Source organism: Pseudoalteromonas sp. 2CM37A (genome assembly GCF_023161885.1).
GTDB classification, from domain to species: Bacteria; Pseudomonadota; Gammaproteobacteria; order Enterobacterales; family Alteromonadaceae; genus Pseudoalteromonas; species Pseudoalteromonas atlantica.
Window position 1 is genome coordinate 528,093 of sequence record NZ_JALNTJ010000003.1, and the last position, 19,864, is coordinate 547,956.

The 19,864-nt window shown below is 41.2% G+C and carries 13 protein-coding genes; 8 read left to right on the forward strand and 5 right to left on the reverse strand.

The genetic code is table 11. The features are described from left to right. Positions 1-31 precede the first annotated feature (31 nt). Complete coding sequence (locus tag MTF68_RS09780) at positions 32-856, forward strand: peptidoglycan DD-metalloendopeptidase family protein (RefSeq protein WP_248462344.1); 825 nt, start codon at positions 32-34, stop codon at positions 854-856. A 35-nt stretch (positions 857-891) separates the two neighbouring features. After that, complete coding sequence (gene rpoS / locus MTF68_RS09785; protein ID WP_024033114.1) at positions 892-1,866, forward strand: RNA polymerase sigma factor RpoS; 975 nt, start codon at positions 892-894, stop codon at positions 1,864-1,866. Positions 1,867-1,998: 132 nt separating this feature from the next. On the opposite strand, the gene mutS is transcribed toward rpoS, so the two are convergent. Further along, positions 1,999-4,584, reverse strand: coding sequence for a DNA mismatch repair protein MutS (gene mutS, locus MTF68_RS09790; protein ID WP_248462345.1), 2,586 nt, complete (start codon positions 4,582-4,584; stop codon positions 1,999-2,001). A gap of 21 nt (positions 4,585-4,605) precedes the next feature. On the opposite strand from mutS, the gene MTF68_RS09795 reads away from it, so the two are divergent. Together MTF68_RS09795 and recA are read left to right on the forward strand one after the other, a co-directional pair. After that, positions 4,606-5,097 carry a nicotinamide-nucleotide amidohydrolase family protein gene (locus tag MTF68_RS09795; protein WP_248462346.1) on the forward strand — a complete coding sequence of 164 codons (492 nt, stop codon included), beginning with the start codon at positions 4,606-4,608 and terminating at the stop codon, positions 5,095-5,097. Between the two features lie 65 nt (positions 5,098-5,162). After that, the gene (recA, locus tag MTF68_RS09800) at positions 5,163-6,206 is read left to right on the forward strand and encodes a recombinase RecA (protein WP_004586193.1); all 1,044 of its coding nucleotides are present in this window, start codon (positions 5,163-5,165) and stop codon (positions 6,204-6,206) included. A gap of 336 nt (positions 6,207-6,542) precedes the next feature. Here the strand turns inward: recA and MTF68_RS09805 are convergent, their stop codons facing one another. Both MTF68_RS09805 and MTF68_RS09810 read right to left on the reverse strand, forming a co-directional pair. Further along, positions 6,543-8,669: a TonB-dependent siderophore receptor gene (locus MTF68_RS09805; RefSeq protein WP_096739201.1), complete on the reverse strand. Its 2,127-nt coding sequence runs from the start codon at positions 8,667-8,669 to the stop codon at positions 6,543-6,545. Positions 8,670-9,074: 405 nt separating this feature from the next. Further along, complete coding sequence (locus MTF68_RS09810) at positions 9,075-10,244, reverse strand: DcaP family trimeric outer membrane transporter (protein ID WP_004586195.1); 1,170 nt, start codon at positions 10,242-10,244, stop codon at positions 9,075-9,077. A gap of 418 nt (positions 10,245-10,662) precedes the next feature. Here MTF68_RS09810 and acs point away from each other — a divergent pair, with 418 nt between their 5' ends. From acs to MTF68_RS09825, 3 genes are all read left to right on the forward strand, one after another. Then, a complete protein-coding gene (gene acs / locus MTF68_RS09815; RefSeq protein WP_248462348.1) occupies positions 10,663-12,603 on the forward strand; it encodes an acetate--CoA ligase in 1,941 nt (646 codons plus the stop codon). Between the two features lie 104 nt (positions 12,604-12,707). Next, entirely contained in the window at positions 12,708-13,358 is a 651-nt protein-coding gene (locus MTF68_RS09820; protein WP_004586197.1) for a response regulator transcription factor, read from the forward strand. A 308-nt stretch (positions 13,359-13,666) separates the two neighbouring features. Then, positions 13,667-15,262, forward strand: coding sequence for an AbgT family transporter (locus MTF68_RS09825; RefSeq protein WP_054982716.1), 1,596 nt, complete (start codon positions 13,667-13,669; stop codon positions 15,260-15,262). Positions 15,263-15,406: 144 nt separating this feature from the next. On the opposite strand, the gene purU is transcribed toward MTF68_RS09825, so the two are convergent. Together purU and MTF68_RS09835 are read right to left on the reverse strand one after the other, a co-directional pair. Next, a complete protein-coding gene (gene purU / locus MTF68_RS09830) occupies positions 15,407-16,237 on the reverse strand; it encodes a formyltetrahydrofolate deformylase (RefSeq protein WP_248462350.1) in 831 nt (276 codons plus the stop codon). A 297-nt stretch (positions 16,238-16,534) separates the two neighbouring features. Next, positions 16,535-18,421, reverse strand: a complete 1,887-nt coding sequence (locus tag MTF68_RS09835; RefSeq protein ID WP_248462352.1) for a hypothetical protein — start codon at positions 18,419-18,421, stop codon at positions 16,535-16,537. Positions 18,422-18,765: 344 nt separating this feature from the next. Here MTF68_RS09835 and MTF68_RS09840 point away from each other — a divergent pair, with 344 nt between their 5' ends. Beyond that, positions 18,766-19,743, forward strand: a complete 978-nt coding sequence (locus MTF68_RS09840; protein WP_138684452.1) for a DNA topoisomerase IB — start codon at positions 18,766-18,768, stop codon at positions 19,741-19,743. The last annotated feature ends 121 nt before the right edge of the window (positions 19,744-19,864 follow it).

Below are 19,864 nucleotides of genomic sequence, written 5' to 3' on the forward strand. Positions count from 1 at the left end.
TAGTACTTTTCAAATTTCGGAGCAAAACACCTTGAATAGTCAGTACGTATTATATGTAATTGTATTTATTGCTGTTTTTATTTCGGGCTGTTCATCTCGCCATATTCCTGCTCCTGTTAGCAGCCTCAATACTAATGTTAATGATTTTAAAAAAGCTATTAACATTAATGGCAATAAATACACAGTACAAAAGGGTGATACATTATATTCCATTGCCTTTAGTGCAGGCAAAGATTTTAAAATACTTGCAAAAAACAATTCAATTCCATCACCTTATGTTATTTATCCTGGGCAAGTTATTTCGCTTGTAGCCACCACTAGCCATGCGCTTGCTAGCAATTCACCCGTTAAACAAAAAATAACATCCACTAAAATAAAACAAAAAACTAACAAAAAATTAAAGAAAAATCTTGATCAGCCGAAACAACGAGAGTATGTTCGAAAACAAGCCAATAAAATAGTTAGTAATGCTAAACCTTCGTCGAGCAGTAAAGTAAAGTGGTTTTGGCCTGCAAAGGGCAAAGTGACTAAACGCTTTTCTAATAAGGAAAACGGTTACAAGGGTTTACAGATTACTAACCGTACAGGGGCTTCAGTTTTAGCCGCAGCACAAGGAACGGTGGTGTATGCGGGTAATGCGCTTCGAGGGTACGGTAATTTAATCATTTTGAAACATAATGATGATTACCTAAGTGCTTATGCACATAACTCGAAACTACTTGTTAGAGAAAAGCAGAAAGTTAAGGCAGGACAAAAAATAGCAGAAATGGGCAAGTCAGAATCTTCGGTCACTGCGCTTCGTTTTGAAATTCGCTACCGTGGGCAAGCTGTCAATCCTGCTAAATACCTTCCCTAATTTTTAGGTATTGATAATTGCTCGGGAGAAGGCTTATGGCTAACGCAGCAAAACTTGACAAAAACACCACCGACGAAAAATTTGATGACACCGCAGTAGAAGAAACTGCAGCATTACTTGAAGAGGTTGATAACGAAGAAGAGATATTTGCAAAAGAGGAAGTAACTAAAAACCTTGATGCAACCCAACTTTATTTAGGAGAAATTGGTTTTTCTCCCCTACTTAGCGCTGAAGAAGAAGTCTTTTTTGCCCGCAAATCGCTACGTGGATGTGAAGCATCTCGCAAGCGTATGATTGAAAGTAACCTACGTTTAGTTGTAAAAATTGCCCGCCGTTATAACAACCGAGGCTTAGCACTTCTAGATTTAATTGAAGAAGGTAACCTAGGTTTAATTCGCGCTGTTGAAAAGTTTGACCCAGAACGCGGTTTTAGATTTTCGACTTATGCAACGTGGTGGATACGCCAAACAATTGAACGCGCCATTATGAATCAAACGCGCACAATTCGCCTGCCAATACATGTAGTTAAAGAATTAAATGTTTACTTGCGTACAGCACGCGAGCTGACACAAAAGCTAGACCATGAGCCAACTGCTGAAGAAATTGCTGAAAGCTTAGGTAGACCCGTAGAAGACGTAACTAAAATGCTACGCTTAAACGAAAAAATTGCCTCAGTTGATATGCCAATTGGCGGTGAGAACGACAGCGCACTGTTAGACATTATTGCCGATGAAAAAAGCGCAGGCCCTGAGGGCGAAGTTCAAAACAATGATATTAACAAACATATTGTTGATTGGTTAGGTGAGTTAAACCCTAAACAACGTGAAGTATTAGCGCGTCGCTTTGGTTTACTTGGCTATGAGCCATCAACACTTGAAGATGTTGGCCGCGAAATTGGTTTAACACGAGAGCGCGTAAGACAAATTCAGGTAGAAGCATTACGTCGTTTAAAAGATATTTTACAACAAGAAGGGTTAAGCACAGAAAGTTTGTTTGACCAGTTCTCGTAGCTCCCTTTTATACTGTCTATGTGTTTAAAAGCTGAAGGATAAAACCTTCAGCTTTTTTTATGTCTTACGACCCCCAAGAAATACTATTTACAGTGTTATCAGCCTCTTAACCACCGCTCAAGTTACCTATATTCAAAGTAGTGCTTTTAATTTATAAAGAAGTTCGTGTGCTTGACGCGGCGATAGGTTATCAGGGTCAATGGCACCGAGCTGCTCCTCAACCTCTGAAGGCTCAGGCGCAGGTAACTCATTAGCAAATGAAAACGCCTGCTGCTCAGCATTAGGCGCTGTTACACTTTGGTGGTTTTCGAGCAGTTTAAGCTTTTGTTTTGCTTGGGCTATCACGGCTTTAGGCACGCCGGCAAGCGCTGCGACCTGTAAGCCAAAGCTTTTACTTGCTGCACCATCAAGCACAGTATGCATAAATGCAATGGTGTCGTTGTGCTCTATGGCATCTAGGTGTACATTCACCAGCCCGGTTTTTTGCTCGGCAAGTTCCGTTAATTCAAAGTAGTGCGTAGCAAATAATGTTTTAGCAGATATTTTTTGTGCCAGATGATCAGCCGTTGCATAAGCAAGTGACAAGCCATCGTAGGTACTGGTGCCTCTGCCAATTTCATCCATTAATACCAAAGATTGCGCAGTTGCATTATTTAATATTGTGGCAGTTTCGGTCATTTCTACCATAAAAGTAGAGCGACCAGAGGCTAAATCGTCGCTTGCACCAATGCGAGTAAATATACGGTCAATATTACCAATTTTTGCACTATCAGCAGGGACATAACAGCCAATATGCGCCATCAATACGATAAGTGCTGTTTGGCGCATATAGGTTGATTTACCACCCATGTTTGGACCGGTGATAATCAACATTTTACGCTGGCTATTTAGCTCCACAGGGTTGGCAATAAAAGGTTCTTTCATTACTTGCTCTACCACAGGGTGGCGACCTTGTTTAATGCTTATATTGTCATCATCGCATAGCTGTGGTTTAGCATAGTTAAGCGTTTGTGCTCGCTCTGCTAAGTTATTCAATACATCTAAATCAGCTAATGCGCCAGCCATCATTTGAAGCTGTTCAATATGCGGGGCTATAAACTCAAATAGCTCTTCATATAATTGTTTTTCAAGCGCAAGAGCTTTTGATTGGCTGCCAAGCACTTTGTCTTCGTGCTCTTTTAATTCAGGTATTATGTAGCGTTCATTATTTTTAAGCGTTTGGCGGCGAATATAATCAGCAGGTACTAAGTGTGAATTTGCACGACTTACCTCGATAAAAAAGCCATGCACCTTGTTATAGCCAATTTTTAATGTGCTGATCCCGGTGCGCTCGCGCTCTCTAAGTTCTAGTTGCTCAAGTATATCGGTAGCGCCTTTACTCAAATTTCGCCATTCATCGAGTTCGCTGTTGTAGCCTGGTGCAATAACGCCCCCATCGCGAATTAGTACTGGTGGGTTATCAATAACAGCACGCTCAAGTAAAGCTTGTAGTTCAGGCAGCTCTGGAGAGTGGCGAACAATGCTAGCGATACGCTCATCATTAGCATCGTTTAATAATGCGTGCAGTGGTGCGAGTGCTTGTAGGGCACAGCGCAGTCGGGTTAAATCGCGCGGGCGTGCCGTGCATAAAGCAAGCCGTGCTATTACGCGCTCTATATCACCAATTTCTTTTAATGAATCGTGTAACTCGCCATATAACTGCACATCTAAAATAGCGCTAATGGCATTTAAACGTGAGTTAAGCTCATTTTTATTACGCACAGGTGTATGAATGCGGCGTTTAAGTAAACGCGACCCCATGGCCGTAGCGGTTTTATCAAGTACCTGCGCTAAAGTGTTTTCAAAGCCGCCCGATAAATTAACGGTTAGTTCTAAATTTTTGCGTGTTGCCGCATCTAATATAACTGCGTGCTCGTTATGCTCAAGCGTAATAGCGCGAATGTGGGGTAGCGCAATACGTTGTGTATCTTTTACGTATTGCATTAAACAACCCGCAGCGACCAAAGCAGCATGCGCTTTATCTACACCAAAACCAACTAAATCTTTGGTGCCAAACTGCTCGCACAGTAAGTGTTGCGCGGTGTCTAGGTCAAACTCCCACTCAGGGCGTCGGCGTGCCCCTTTTATATGCTCAATTAAATGTGTGTTTTCAAAGCTTTCACAGTATAAAAGCTCAGCGGGTGCTAAGCGCTGTAGGGTTGAAGTAAATGCTTCGTCGGTGTTAACTTCAACTACGTTGAAACGCCCTGAATTTATATCAAGGTAGGCAATGCCGTATAGCCCTTTTTTATTTTGCCATACGCTAGTGAGTAAGTTATCTTGGCGTTCTTGCAATAGCGCTTCATCTGAAATAGTACCCGGAGTAACGATACGTACGACTTTGCGCTCTACTGGCCCTTTACTGGTTGCAGGATCGCCAACTTGCTCACATATAGCAACCGATTCGCCCATTTGCACTAAACGAGCTAAATAGTTTTCTACTGCATGATAAGGGACACCCGCCATAGGGATAGGATCGCCGCCGGCTTTACCGCGATGCGTTTGCGAAATATCGAGTAGTTGGGCCGCGCGTTTAGCGTCGTCAAAAAAGAGTTCATAAAAATCCCCCATACGATAAAACAATAAAATATCGCGATGCTCTGATTTTATTTTTAGATACTGCTGCATCATAGGGGTTTGTTGTTTTATAGTGTGCGGTGCATAAAGATCAAACGACATGTATTTACCCAAAGGCTGAATATGGAATTACATCAAGAGATTAAAACACTTGCTGCGCAATTGGGCGTTATTTTAACGGATAAACGCTTATGGATCACTACCGCTGAATCATGTACTGGTGGCGGAGTGAGTTATGCGCTTACAGATACGCCAGGTAGCTCAGGTTATTTGGGCCGCGCATTTGTTACTTATAGTAATGAAGCTAAGCATGAACTGCTTAATGTGGCCAATACTACGCTAGAGCAATTTGGTGCGGTGAGTGAGCAAACAGTAAAAGAGATGGCTTTTGGTGCCGCAAGCGTTGCCAAAGCTGATGTTGCCGTGGCAATTTCGGGCATTGCTGGGCCAGGTGGCGCTACGTCCGATAAACCAGTTGGCTTTGTGTGGTTTTGCATACAAATTGCCAATGAACAATTTACGTTTAAGCAAATATTTAACGGCGATAGAGCGCAAGTTAGAATGCAAGCTATTGAATTTGCATTGAAAAGCACTATCGAGAAGATAAATTTATAAATTTCACTTGATACTGTGATTTCATACAGTATACTTGTTCGCATTAGCCGGATTTGGAGAACAGAATGAACGATAATAAACAAAAAGCGCTGGACGCTGCACTATCACAAATTGAGCGTCAATTTGGTAAAGGATCAATTATGAAACTGGGCGATAACAAAGCCCTAAATATTGATGCTGTATCTACAGGCTCACTTGGGATTGATATTGCTTTAGGCATAGGTGGTTTGCCTATGGGGCGTATTGTTGAAGTGTATGGCCCTGAGTCTTCAGGTAAAACAACGCTTACTTTGCAAGTTATCGCGCAGGCTCAAAAAGAAGGCAAAACATGTGCTTTTGTTGATGCTGAGCATGCTCTTGATCCGGTATACGCACAAAAGTTAGGTGTTAACATTGATGAGCTGTTAGTTTCTCAGCCAGATACCGGTGAGCAAGCGCTAGAAATTTGTGACATGTTAGTACGTTCAAGTGCTGTAGATGTTGTTATTGTCGATTCTGTTGCTGCGCTTACACCAAAAGCTGAAATTGAAGGCGACATGGGTGACTCGCACATGGGCTTACAAGCACGTTTAATGTCGCAAGCACTACGTAAGCTTACAGGTAATATTAAACGCTCAAATACGCTATGTATTTTCATTAACCAAATTCGTATGAAAATTGGTGTAATGTTTGGTAACCCTGAAACAACAACAGGTGGTAATGCACTTAAGTTTTACGCATCAGTGCGTATTGATATTCGTCGTATTGGCTCTGTTAAAGAAGGCGATGAGGTAGTCGGTAACGAAACCCGCGTTAAAGTAGTTAAAAACAAAGTTGCACCACCGTTTAAACAAGCTGAATTCATCATTATGTATGGTGAAGGTATTTCTAAACAAGGTGAGTTAATTGATTTAGGTGTTAAGCACAAAATTGTTGAAAAAGCAGGTGCTTGGTACAGCTACAACGGCAATAAAGTAGGCCAAGGTAAATCAAACTCTATTAAGTTTTTGAAAGAAAACGTAGAAATTGCAGATGAAATTGAAGGTAAGTTACGTGATATGTTGCTATTAAAAGCAACGGTTGAGCCAGAAGATGGCGAAGACGTATTAGGCGCTGAGTCTGACCTTTAAGTGTAAACGTTCTCTAAGCTTGATTTGACCCGAGCTTTAAAAGGCGCTAACCAGCAATGGTTAGCGCCTTTTTGTGTTTAAAGCACGCTAAAACTATAACCTTACAAGCTTTAACAGATGTAGTTTAAATAGCGCTTAGCCATATCTATAGTGAGGCTGGCTAACAAGTTCGCGTTTTAATTGAGGCGCATAATAAAAGCATGGTATTGCTAGTACTTTGCATAAGGTAGATAGCGCAAGGAGGGGGGATATGCGCTTTAACTTAAAGGGGCTTAAAACAAAAACGGCACTAAAAAGTGCCGTTTAATTTTAAAAGCCGTACTTTAAAAAAGCGACTTATAGCTGCCAGTTTACAGATAGCGCGTAGTTACGCGGCGCACCGTAATAACCTTGAGCCCAGTATAGGCTGTGTAGGTATTTTTCATCTGTGGTGTTATTAACGTTAAAAGTAACCCCAACGTTTTCTGTAATTTTGTAGTTAGCCATTAAATCAAGAATACCGTAAGCATCTTGGTTCGTGGTTACAAGTGCAGCGCCGGTTGCATCTTCAACTTGTACGCGGCTAACCGAGTCTTGCCAACGATAATTTGCACCAAAAGTTAAGCCTTCAACAAAAGGTACTTGGTAAGTTGCAGCCAGTTTTAGCTGATTCTCTGGCGTGTAATCTTCAACTAAATCATCACCATCAATACTTAAATTACTAAAGCTGATGCTTGCACTTAAATCCTCGGTTACTTTACCACTTAATTCAATTTCAAAACCGTCGCTGGTGATACCATCAGCACCATAATAACGAGTATCGCTTGGTAATGAATCAGGTAATGCAACCGCTAGGTTTTCTTGTTTTGCATCAAAGTAAGCAAAGGTTACAAATACTTGATCGTCTAAAAGCTGTGCTTTTAAACCAATTTCGCTACTTTTACCTGTAATTGGCGCCAATTGCTCGGCATTAATATCAAGCTCTTTTTGTGGCACAAAGGTCTCTGTGTAACTTGCATAGGCTGAAAGCGATTCATTAAAGTCATACACAGCCCCCACATACGGGATAACTTCGCTGTCGTTACGTGTTTGTTCTACACCATAAGCAGTGCCGGATGTTTCCCAATCAGTGTAACGTACACCTGCTAATACGCTTAGCGGAGCGCTTAATTTAATGCGAGTAGACATATAAGCTGATTGCTGTTTGTTTTCTATATCACTGCCATTTAAGCCATCAGCAAGGGTTGCTTCAGGTACTACGCCATCCCACGTATCAAGCGAAGGCATGGCTGGGAAGCCGTTGCCCGTGGTGTAATCGTAAAGCGACTGCTCGTTGTAATCCATTTTTGCTTGGCTAACACCAAATGACAGGTCGTGTTCTTGGCCAAATAAATCAAATTTACCGCTGGCGTATAAATCAAATAAATCGTGCTTATCTTCGTAGTCGTAACGGCTTGCGTAACCTGTTAAACCAAGGCCAGTTTCGCTATCTGGTGTGCCATATACGTAAAATAGTTCTGAGTCTTGCTCGTTTTCTATGTGTGCGTAACGCGCTGTTGCAACCCACGTAGCCGATAGGTTTTGCTCAAGTGTTACATATACTTGCTCTGCGCTGTTATCCCAGTAAGACCAATCAGATGCCGTACTTGTAGAGGCGTCGTAGTTTGTTGCTGTGCCATCGGTGTAATAAAGAGGGAGTGCGCCCCAAAGTGGGCTATCGGCATCTTTTTGTTGGTTAACATAGTTGATGCTTAATGTCGTGTCGTCGGTTAGCTTGCCTTCGTAAGCAAGATAAGCAATTGTTTTATCTGTTTCGTAACGATCTAGGTATGACTCCGCTTTTTGCTTGGTAAATACGGCGCGTACAGCGTGGTCGTCGTTAATTGGCGTTGAAACATCTACTTCTAAACGCTTGTTGTTCCATGAACCATACGATGCAGATGCATGCGCTTGAGTTATGTAAGTTGGTTTTTTTAATACCATATTTACGGTTGCAGATGGGTTACCTGCGCCAGTCATAAGGCCGTTTGCACCACGTACAATTTCTACACGGTCGTAAATAGACGTATCTAAAGTGCCCTGAATAGAGCCTGAGCTTTGTGGGATGCCTAAACCATCAACCTGAAAGTTTGTTATTTCAAAACCACGGGCTTTAAAATAAGTACGGTCAGTTTCTATTTGTTCTACAGTTACACCGGGGGTGCTCTCTAGCACTGAGTTAATATCATCTAATGAAAAATCATCCATTAAAGCGCGAGAAACAACAGAAATACTTTGTGGGGTTTCTTTGATTGTTAGGCCTAATTTTGTAGCAGATTGCGCATCTTCGGTGATGTAGTTTTTATGATGCTGGCCATATACTGCTATTTTTTCTAATGAGTCATCTGTATTTGTTGTAGTTTCTTGTGCAAATGCATGACCAGATAAAACAAGTGAAGTAATAAGGCTTAGCTTAGATAAACGCAAAATTTGTTGGGACGACATGTGTTTTTCCAATAGGTTCAAAAAAGAAGTGCATAACATAATCTAAATGAGAGTGATTTTCAATAACATGCTTGTAGTTTGTGCAAAATAATTAATAGTTATCCGAAATTGTGGGAATTTAGTGGATTTTAGCAACTAAATAGCCGCTTAGTTTAGCGCTAAGGTAATATTCCTTAATCGCAAAGAGGGTGTTATTTCTGTACAAACTTTTATCTGAGCTCTTCCAAATGCTGTTATTTAAGCTTGTTTAAGTGCTAACCGTATTTTATTTACCGAAAATCTCAGACAAAAAAGCACCCTTAAATACTATTACTATCACAGTACTATTAAACCTTTTAAGCAGAGTTCACGTTGTATAGCTAAAAAAAGCGGCCTAAGCCGCTTTATTGTGATCATTATGTTTAATTAAAAATTGTATTTTACAGAAAATTGTAAGCGCTCTAAATCGCCGTCAATACCACTTTCTGTTTCGCGCTCGGCATGTTTAAACTCTGCACCAAATGTTAAACGCTTAACCGGTGAGTATAAAATGTTTGCACTAAAGCTTTGGCTTGATTCAACAGGGTCACCTGATATTGTTAATAGATCGGTGTTGTTGTCAGCACTAAAGAAAGAATATAAGAAAGTTGAGCGCCACTGGCTTGTCCATTTATGTTGATAAGCAACAAAACCAGATGTTGAGTCTATTGCATCAAGCTCATCGCCATTAAGCACTGCACCATGGGCAACATTTAAGCCCACGTAACGACCAAGGCCTTTACCTTGAGTAAGCATAAATTTAAGGTAATCTTCGCCAAAATTTACACGGCCCGAAGCGCTAATACCAAACGAGGTTTCATCAGCGTCAACATCGCCTACTTTATAAGTAAGTTGGCGAGCAAGTGCTGCAACTACAAAGTTACCCCAATCGGCATTGTGTGTGTAGCGCGCAGTAAAATCAGGAAGTGACGCATCATCTGTTTCTACACGTGCGCCACCTTGTGTGGTAATTGTGCTTTCTGGGTTTTCTAGTGAGAACGACCAAGCACCGGTTGTGTACTTAATTTGCGTTTGGCGAACAAAAACAGTGCCTTCAGCAGGGCCTACAAAATCAAGTGTTTCTGCAAGTGCACCCACGTTTTGAAAGTTTGACCATGTTTGACCAAATAACCAGCCATCGTAAGTTACAAATGCATGGCGAATACGTGGTGCATAAGAGTTTGATACGCGCTCGTTACCGCCAGGTGCTGATGCTAAAAAGTCTAACTCAATTTTAGTTTTAACTGTTTTACCGTTATCCATTAACGTTGACGTACCAAAGTTAAAACGTGACTCACGTGCATGCATATCAAATACGGCATCCGAATCATCGTCATCGCCTACTGGCAGTGTGCTTGGTACGTAAAAATCACGCCCTACATTTGAACCATCAGGAGCGCCTGCAGAGTAATCACTCCACATTGTATCTAGCTTAATGTATCCGCCGTAAGTAAATTCGGTGTTACCTACTTTAGCTGCAGTTGCCGCATAAGCTGTGCTTGTTAAAGCACATAATACAGCACTCGCTGCAAGAGTTTTTAATGGGGTAAATTTCATTGTGGTGTCCTTTAAAGGCTACTTGTTGTTTGTTGCTTTTTAAACGTTCAAATGTATTACTTGCTACAGGTATTACTTACGAATAAAAATTTATTTATCTTGCATCACGCTATGAGTTCGTTAAATAAGTGTTTAACTTGCATGGCTGCATCATTATTTTAATGTCCGAAAACCACTTTTAAATATGTGCAAAATTTACTCAATTACCTATTGGTCTATAAGACGAAGGTTTAAGAGTAATTCAATGGCCATTTACTTATATTTAACATACTGTATTTCTATGTAAAAAAGTCATGAGCGGCGAGATTATAAACCACAAAATGTTAATTAGAAGGGTTGTACAACTAAGGTCTAATACTTAATAAAGTACTGCTGAGTAATCCTTTAATCATGGCAAGTTATTAAAATGGAGACTGAGATGTCACAAAGTATCTATCCTGTTCCTGCACATATTGAAAAAACGACGTTAGTTGATAACGAAAAATATAATACACTCTACAAACAGTCGATTGATGACCCACAAGGGTTTTGGCGTGAACATGGCCAGCGCTTAGATTGGTTTACTCCGTATACTAAAGTAAAAAACACCTCATTTGATAAAGGCCATATCGATATAAAATGGTACGAAGATGGAGCTTTAAATGCCTCTTATAACTGTATTGACCGCCATTTAAAAACCAAAGCCGATAAAGTTGCGCTTATTTGGGAAGGAGACAACCCAAACCAAAGTGAAAACATTACCTACCAACAATTACATGATGAAGTGGCGCGCTTTGCTAATGGTTTAAAAAAACTGGGCGTACAAAAAGGTGACCGAGTTGCTATTTATATGCCGATGACGCCGCAAGCCATTTACGCCATGCAGGCCTGTGCACGTATAGGTGCTATTCACTCGGTTGTATTTGGTGGTTTTTCTCCCTCTGCCATTGCAGATCGAATTAAAGACTCTGGCGCTAAAGTGGTGATCACATCCGATGAAGGCCGCCGAGCTGGTAATTGTGTTCCTTTGAAAGCGAATGTTGATGAAGCCGTAGCACAAGAGTCGGTGACAAGCATTGAACACGTTATTGTACATCAGCTAACCGGTGGCGAAGTTGATTGGAACGAGCACGATATTTGGTGGCATGAGCTTGTTGCCGACCAACCGGCGCAGTGCGAACCGGAGCCAATGAATGCAGAAGATCCACTCTTTATTTTATATACTTCGGGCTCTACCGGCCAACCAAAAGGGGTTGTGCATACTACAGGGGGTTACTTAGTTTACTCATCAATGACCCACGAATACGTATTTGATTTACAAGAAGACGACGTATATTGGTGTAGCGCCGATGTAGGTTGGATCACCGGCCACAGCTATATAGCTTATGGCCCACTGGTTAATGGCTGTACGCAAGTGGTATTTGAAGGCGTGCCTACCTACCCAACCGCAGGGCGCATGGGGGAGGTGATTGATAAGCACGGCGTAACCATTTTATACACTGCACCAACCGCTATTCGAGCGTTAATGGCCAAAGGCGATGAGCCAACCGCGTCATCTAATCGTCAAAGTTTACGCATTTTAGGCTCAGTGGGTGAACCCATCAACCCTGAAGCATGGATGTGGTATTACGAAAATATTGGTAATGCTAACTGCCCAATCGTAGATACGTGGTGGCAAACCGAAACGGGCGGCATTATGATCACCCCGCTTCCTGGTGCCACCCAAACTAAACCAGGCTCAGCAACGCATCCGTTTTTTGGTATTGCGCCGGCTCTATTTGATGCAGAGGGTAATACACTAGAAGGTGCCGTTGACGGTAATTTAGTGATATTAGATAGCTGGCCTTCACAAGCGCGTACTGTTTATGGCGACCACGAACGTTTTGAACAAACCTATTTTAGTGCTTACCCCGGTGTTTACTTTACAGGTGACGGCTGTCGTCGTGATGAAGATGGCTATTACTGGATCACAGGGCGTGTTGATGACGTGCTTAATGTATCAGGGCATCGCTTAGGCACCGCTGAAATAGAAAGCGCGCTAGTAGCTCACGAAGCTGTAGCAGAGGCCGCCGTAGTCGGTTATCCGCATGATATTAAAGGCCAAGGTATTTATGTTTACATTACGCCAAATGAGGGCGTTACTGTAAGTGATGAGCTGACAACTCAAGTACGTAATTGGGTACGTAAAGAGCTAAGCCCAATAGCTTCCCCTGATATGATTCAATGGTCGCCAGGCCTACCAAAAACGCGTTCAGGTAAGATTATGCGTCGAATTTTACGTAAAATAGCCGCAAATGAACATCAACAGCTAGGGGATACATCAACACTTGCAGACCCAACCGTGGTAGATGAGCTCATAGAAAACCGATTAAATCGTTAAATGCGCGTTAAAAACTTGATTACAAGTTGATTCTAAACGTAGTATATCGGCTGTCAGTAAGTACCTTATACCTTATTGGCAGCCGAATTTATTAGGAGCGAACCATGAGTCAGTTTTTAATAGCGGATGATCATCCGTTATTTCGCGAGGCACTAAAAGGAGCATTAAGTGCTAAGTTTGACGATTTAGAGGTATTTGAATCATCAGATTTTGACAGCACACTGCAAGTACTTAGCGAACAAGAAGATCTTGATATATTACTGCTAGATTTACACATGCCAGGTAATGGTGATTTATATGGCCTGATCCGCATTCGCGAAGACTACCCAAGCTTACCCATAGCGGTTGTCTCAGGAAGTGAAGACATAAACATAGTGTCTAAGGTAATGGGTTATGGCGCAATGGGCTTTATTCCTAAGTCATCATCTTCAGATGATATTGCTAATGCTATAAACCAAATACTAGAAGGCGATACGTGGCTTCCAAAAGAGTTAAAAAATAAAGTAGCCGAAATAGAAGGAGAAGACAGAGAAATTGCCGCGCAGGTTGCATCGTTAACGCCGCAGCAATATCGTGTATTGCAATACCTTCATGAAGGGTTACTAAATAAGCAAATAGCGTACGAACTACATATTTCTGAGGCAACAGTCAAAGCACACATTACCGCAATTTTTAGAAAACTTGGCGTTTATAACCGTACCCAAGCCGTTCTTATTGCAGCTAAATTACAGCTAGAACCAATAGAGCAAGCTTAAAATATTAAAAGCGCTAGAATTTGTTTATCGTTTAAAAATAAATTTATAGCCGTATGTTTGGTGTTTAGGCAAAGCCATGCCTAGCTAATGAGCTTATTGCCTGTTAATAGGTGATAAGCGCTTACAAATACCAGATATGCGCTGCTCTCGGTGATATGGCAAGACTGAAAAAACTTCAATCCACAAAAGCCAATACACTCAAGCAGCGCTTTTTAAACTTAAAACCTACACGTCATTTACCTTTTATACATGATCTCTTTTGCAAACAATGCTAGGTTAGCGCAATTTTGTAATTTATAGAGCCAAGTATGACAGACTCCACACACTCACCTAATAACCAACCTAAAGACAATAACGGCTTATTTAATCGCTTTTTAGCAACCGTTGAGTTTTTAGGAAATATGCTTCCTCATCCCATTACTTTATTTGCGATATTTGCGGTTTCAATTGTGCTAATAAGTGGTATTGCCGATTGGTTTGGGCTAAGCGCAATTGACCCAAGACCGATTGGGGCAGCAGGGCGTGCGCCTGATGGAGTAATTGAAGTTGTTAGTTTACTCAGTGCTGAGGGGCTACAGCGTATTATGGCTGGCCTGGTTACTAACTTTACCGGTTTTGCGCCTTTAGGCACTGTTTTAGTGGCACTACTTGGGGTAAGTGTTGCAGAGCATTCAGGGCTACTCTCTGCTGCTATGCGAGGCATGGTTATGGGCGCGTCAAAGCGTTTAGTTACCTTTATGGTGGTGTTTGCGGCCATAATGTCTAACACAGCTTCTGAGCTTGGCTATGTGGTGTTAATTCCGCTTGCAGCCATGATATTTCATAGTTTGGGGCGCCACCCTTTAGCTGGCTTAGCGGCTGCCTTTGCCGGTGTTTCTGGCGGCTATAGCGCTAATTTACTACTTGGCACAATAGACCCATTATTAGCAGGTATAACTACGCCTGCAGCACAAATGATTGACCCAACGTACGAGGTTGGCGCCGAGGCTAACTGGTATTTCATGATGATATCAGTATTACTTATTGCCGCACTGGGTACACTCGTAACCGAAAAAATAGTAGAGCCGCGTTTAGGTAAATATAACCCCGATGAAGCCAGTATCGACTTGTCACAAAACAATATTGATACACTTACCGCGTTAGAAAAAACCGGTCTAAAATGGGCGGGCGTTGCTCTATTAGTGGTGCTGTCGTTATTTGCTTGGACGATTATTCCTGCCGATGGCATTTTACGCCACCCAGAAACAGGCCAAGTGGCAGGCTCGCCTTTTTTAAAAGGAATAGTCGCAATTATATTTGTAACTTTTAGTGTGCCAGGCTTTGTTTACGGGCGTGTTGTTGGCAGCATGAAAAATGATAAAGACATTATTAACGCAATGAGCAAAAGCATGAGCTCAATGGGTTTATATATAGTATTAGTATTTTTTGCAGCCCAGTTTGTGGCCTTTTTTAAATGGACTAATTTAGGCACTATTTTGGCAATTAATGGTGCAGCACTATTACAAGCGTTAAACCTTACTGGCCCAGAAGTATTTGTATTGTTTATATTAATGTGTGCAATGGTTAACTTGAGTTTAGGCTCGTCATCGGCGCAGTGGGCGATTACAGCCCCTATTTTTGTGCCTATGCTTATGCTTATTGGTTACGCGCCAGAAACCATTCAAGCGGCGTATCGTATTGGTGACTCTGTGACTAACTTAATCACCCCAATGATGAGCTATTTTGGCTTAATTTTAGCGGTGGCAGTTAAATATAAAAAAGACATGGGTATAGGAACGTTAGTGGCCACTATGCTGCCATACAGTATTGTGTTTTTTATCGGTTGGGTCATTTTATTTTACGTATGGGTGTTTGCTTTAGGCTTGCCAGTAGGGCCTGAGTCACCTATTTATTACACACCTTAATGGTGGATGCCAATTTACAATTAAATACGGTGTCGGATAAAACACAGCACAGCTAATATCTGACTCTAATTAAGCTGTTAGGCATAAAAAGCCAGCAAAAGGGGGAAACCCTGTTGCTGGCTTTATAGTATGTAAAAAGGGGTCTTAGCTAAATACCACGGTTTTATTACCGTTAATAAATAGTTTGTGTTCAGAAGCTAGTTGTAAGGCTTTACTAAACACGGTTTTTTCTACGTCTTTACCCATTTTAGCCATCATTTCAGCGGTGTTAGCGTGCGTTACGCTGGTAACGTCTTGTAAAATAATAGGGCCTTCATCTAGCTCATTATTTACAAAGTGAGCCGTAGCACCAATAATTTTTACGCCGCGCTCAAATGCTTGATGATACGGTTTAGCGCCAATAAAGGCCGGTAAAAACGAGTGGTGAATATTAATAATTTTGTTCTCAAAGCGACCCACAAACTCAGGACTTAGTATGCGCATGTATTTTGCCAAGCCAATAATGTCAGGGTTATAAGAGGCAATTAAATCACCTACTTTTTCATCATGCTCGGCGCGACTTAGGCCTATGTGCGAAACAACATGAAAAGGCACATCAAAGCCTTTTGCTAATGGCTCTAAATCTGGGTAGTTGGCAATCACAGCTAATACTTCAATATTTAACGCTTGCTCAAACTGTTTAAGTAATACAGACCCTAAGCAATGTGCTTCTTTTGTTGCAAGCAGTACCACTTTAGTTTTTGTATCATCATGTAGAGCAAGTTGTGCACCCTCAGGTAATAAAGCGCGTAATTGCGATAAAAAGTCACTTTGTGGCTCGCCGGTTAGTTCAGTGCGCATAAAAAAGCGCTTGGCGTCTTTATCTACAAATTCGTTATTACGTGTAATATTTAAATTGTGCGCGTGGCAAAGCCCTGTAATTTTGGCAATTAGGCCTACATCGTCGGCACATTGGGTGGTTAGTATATAGCTCATTTTCCTCATTCTTACCCAGTTTATAATTGCTTCATTATTTGGTTTTTAACGCATAAAGCAAGGGGTTTATGCGTAAATTTAGAATTAATCGGTCAAATAGGTATAAATGATTCAATAAAGTGAAGGACAATTAAAAATACGTTAATAATAAGGCAGATAAACACCATAAATTTTAACAAGCTGGTATTTAAAAAAGGTTTAGCGGTAAGTATTTAGTGCGCACACGGTTTGTAACCTAGTTGCCTAGATGACAAACCGTGGCGCAGTTTAGCTTTTACAAATATAGCAAAGCGATTATTAAGCTTTAGGCTCTGGTGTTAAGTTCTCTTCTTGCCTTAGGTAACCAGCGGCCTCTTCATCCTCTTTTGTTATTGCTTGCTGAGTAGGTATTGCACGGGTTTGTTGGTTTAATTGATGTATTTGCGATGCATTGCCTAAATCGCGCTCACTGGTAATTGAAGCAATCGATTCGCGGTCTTTTAGAAAGGCAATTACATCATTTTTAATGGCTTGTAATTGACCTTCATCTTTGTGCATTTCCATTATATGGCGAGGATGCTCAAGGTTTTTCATACCGGTGGCAGCAAACGTGCTCGTAATAACACGAGAGACAATGACCCATGGCGTGATACTGCTGCGCACTAAGGTGTTTTCTGAGCGGGTGCTGTCGTGAATACCTGTCCCCGTTGAAATTTTAGATTCGGTAAATGTACCTTCGCACTTAAAGTACACAAGTAATGATTCAAACTGCATTTCGGCAAAAAATAAATGAGCACAGTTAGCCAATAAACGAGCAAAGGCTTTAATAATCACTGCTATTATTAAAATATGAACACTGCTCATTAGTAAGCTACTAAACTGTATAACATTTTGGTTATTAAACGCTTGCTGTAAATTATTAATATTAGCGCTATCTATGTAGTAATAAATATCTATTAATGAATAGGCTAACCACACCGTTAATGCTAACGCCACAATATAAAGTAAATTAGCACTGATTAGCGCGACTAACCTGGCTAGGGTAAAGTTTTTACCTAGCTCCATAGCGTGTAGTTTAGGCTGAACCTCTTGAATCATTTCGCCTTTAAAACCGCCTTTACCCTCTATTTGCTCTTGCAATTTTGGGTCTAGCTCGCGGTAAACTCTATTAGGCACTTCTTTGTAGCGTCTATTTGCCATGACAAGATTATCAAGGTTTATAAATACTTCATCAGGGTGAACAGACTCTTGCCAGTTTTCACGTAATTCTGACACTTCGGCGGTAGGGGTCACTGCGTTTAAGCGTGCTTTGATCATTGTAAATACTAATGCGCAGCTTAACGTTGCTAATATAATAATGGCAATGAGGTATATGCCAGCATGCAAGTTTGGCAGTTGTGCCAGCCACGCGTCTATTTCTTGTTTGCTGATATGTTGCTCTTGCATTAGCCACGACATAGAAAGGCCAATAACAATAGGCAAAATAAATGACAACGAAATAATTTTAGCTAATGTACCGCCTCCCAGCGCTTCAATGTTTCTTTCAGCATTGCGAGAGATAGGTTTGCTACTTGAGCGCCAAGAAAAAAGCACATAAAACATTAAAATAGCACTGTAAACCGGAAAGGCCAATTCGCCAGCTTCCCCAGTAAAGCCCGACAGCGAAACAAACGCTACAAGCCCATAAGCAACTAAAGCAACAAGCGTGCTCACCCATGAGCCAAATAATCGCTGCGCTACATTTCGAATTGGGTAAGGTAAAAATAACAGTTTGGGAATTAAGCTGTGTAACAAACGAGATAAAAATCCGTTAGGCTCTTTAAAGGTACTGTTTTTACGACCAACCAGCATTTCTTCGAGTGATTGGGCGTTATAGGCTACTTCTTTTTTTTCTTCTTGCGCCGTAGAGCTCTCAGACTTACTAAAATTATACGCAAGCGATGTAGGGTGGTTTCTGCCTACAAAGTATTTTAAGGTGGCATAAATACCTGACGATAAAGATCGAATACCCAGCGCTAAAATAAACATGCCAAATAGCATTAAAATCCAGCCTGCGGTGGTACTTTCTTTCACCGAGCTTGCAGCTATAACAAGTAAACTTACGCCTGCTACCGACTCGATAATACCTCTTAGCGCGGTTACTTTACCTTCCAACTTAAAGGGGTTTTTTAACCCAAGATCAATAGAACCATAATCAAATGCCATTGTATGCTCCTTGTAAACAGCACATTATTTAAGGGGGGTTACCAGTTTTGCAATAATACTTAATCATTTGCGGGCCCAAACCTAGTGTTAGCTATGTTTTTCCGGGCTCAAATAGACTAATTAATTAAGCGAGTTGGTATTATTATCCGTGTATATTTTGGCCAAAATGAGCATAGCTAAACGGTACCAAAAGGTGCAGTTTATATACTTAAGCAGGTAATTAAACTAAACGGATTTTTATATTATTGTTCAATTTTTGATTATATATCAATAACGTTGTTCAGTTTAAGGTTATTTTACAGTGATACATTTATTGATGGTGGTTTAAGTTGCTAGGAGCATAAATGAAACTAATCTACGTCGATGATAATTTACCCGGTATAACCCGTAAGCGTAAAAACAAAACGTGGCTGTACTTTGACCCAATAGGAAAGCAAATTACCGATCAAAAAGTGATTGATCGTTTAAATGCGTTAGCGTTTCCGCCCGCCTACAAAAATGCTTGGTTTTGCCCTGAAGAAAATGGCCATATTTTAGCAACCGGGATAGATAGTAAAGGCCGTAAGCAATACCGCTACCATGAAGACTTTAGAGCCCAACAAGAGGCGAAAAAATACCAAGCCTGTGGGGTGTTTGGCAATAAGCTGCCATTACTGCGCGCCCGTTTAGAAAACGATTTACAAGGGGATGAGCTCAGCGTAGAGCGCACATTAGCTGCGGTAGTTAGGCTTATGGACTTAGGTGCATTGCGGGTAGGTAACGAGCGAAATGTAAAGCAAAACAAAAGTTTTGGCGCCACAACCCTGCGCAATCGCCATGCTAAGCTTACGGGTAAAAATATACAGCTACGGTATCGGGCTAAATCGGGCAAAGAGCGCGAGGTAAACATAACCGACAGAGTGCTTAGCCATGTAATTAAAGACCTACAAGATTTACCCGGTCAGCATTTGTTTCAATATATAAGCGATGGAGAGCGCACAAACGTAACCTCTAGTGAAATTAACCAGTATATTCAACAAATTATGGGCGAGGACTTTAGCGCTAAGCACTTTAGAACCTGGCGAGCCAGTGTTATTGCCTTTAAGCAGCTTGTAAAAGCAAAAGGCGCACTTAGTTTAAAAAGTATGCTCGAGAGCGTGTCTGAGCAGCTAGGTAATACGCCCGCTATTGCCCGTAAATCGTATGTTCACCCGGATTTAATTGCCTTGTGTAAAGAGGATGAACAAACCCAAACAGCGTGGCGAGAGTCGCTTTCTTTACCGCGAAAAACAAAATACTTGAGTCGTTATGAGCGTGGCTTTTTAGCCTTTTTAAAAGACTAATTGCTATAGCAACTTTACACACTACAGCAACCAAATTACATAATTGCGTAGTTGAAGTGTTTTTTAATTACCATGTAAAAGTTTAAAAAGTTATTAAATTTCAGTGTTTTGTGTTTTTATT

Coding starts and splice junctions, on each gene's coding strand:
- rpoS (WP_024033114.1), top strand. CDS start 892: ATGGCTAACGCAGCAAAACTTGACAAAAACACCACCGACGAAAAATTT.
- mutS (WP_248462345.1), bottom strand. CDS start 4,584: ATGTCGTTTGATCTTTATGCACCGCACACTATAAAACAACAAACCCCT.
- MTF68_RS09795 (WP_248462346.1), top strand. CDS start 4,606: ATGGAATTACATCAAGAGATTAAAACACTTGCTGCGCAATTGGGCGTT.
- recA (WP_004586193.1), top strand. CDS start 5,163: ATGAACGATAATAAACAAAAAGCGCTGGACGCTGCACTATCACAAATT.
- MTF68_RS09805 (WP_096739201.1), bottom strand. CDS start 8,669: ATGTCGTCCCAACAAATTTTGCGTTTATCTAAGCTAAGCCTTATTACT.
- MTF68_RS09810 (WP_004586195.1), bottom strand. CDS start 10,244: ATGAAATTTACCCCATTAAAAACTCTTGCAGCGAGTGCTGTATTATGT.
- acs (WP_248462348.1), top strand. CDS start 10,663: ATGTCACAAAGTATCTATCCTGTTCCTGCACATATTGAAAAAACGACG.
- MTF68_RS09820 (WP_004586197.1), top strand. CDS start 12,708: ATGAGTCAGTTTTTAATAGCGGATGATCATCCGTTATTTCGCGAGGCA.
- MTF68_RS09825 (WP_054982716.1), top strand. CDS start 13,667: ATGACAGACTCCACACACTCACCTAATAACCAACCTAAAGACAATAAC.
- purU (WP_248462350.1), bottom strand. CDS start 16,237: ATGAGCTATATACTAACCACCCAATGTGCCGACGATGTAGGCCTAATT.
- MTF68_RS09835 (WP_248462352.1), bottom strand. CDS start 18,421: ATGGCATTTGATTATGGTTCTATTGATCTTGGGTTAAAAAACCCCTTT.
- MTF68_RS09840 (WP_138684452.1), top strand. CDS start 18,766: ATGAAACTAATCTACGTCGATGATAATTTACCCGGTATAACCCGTAAG.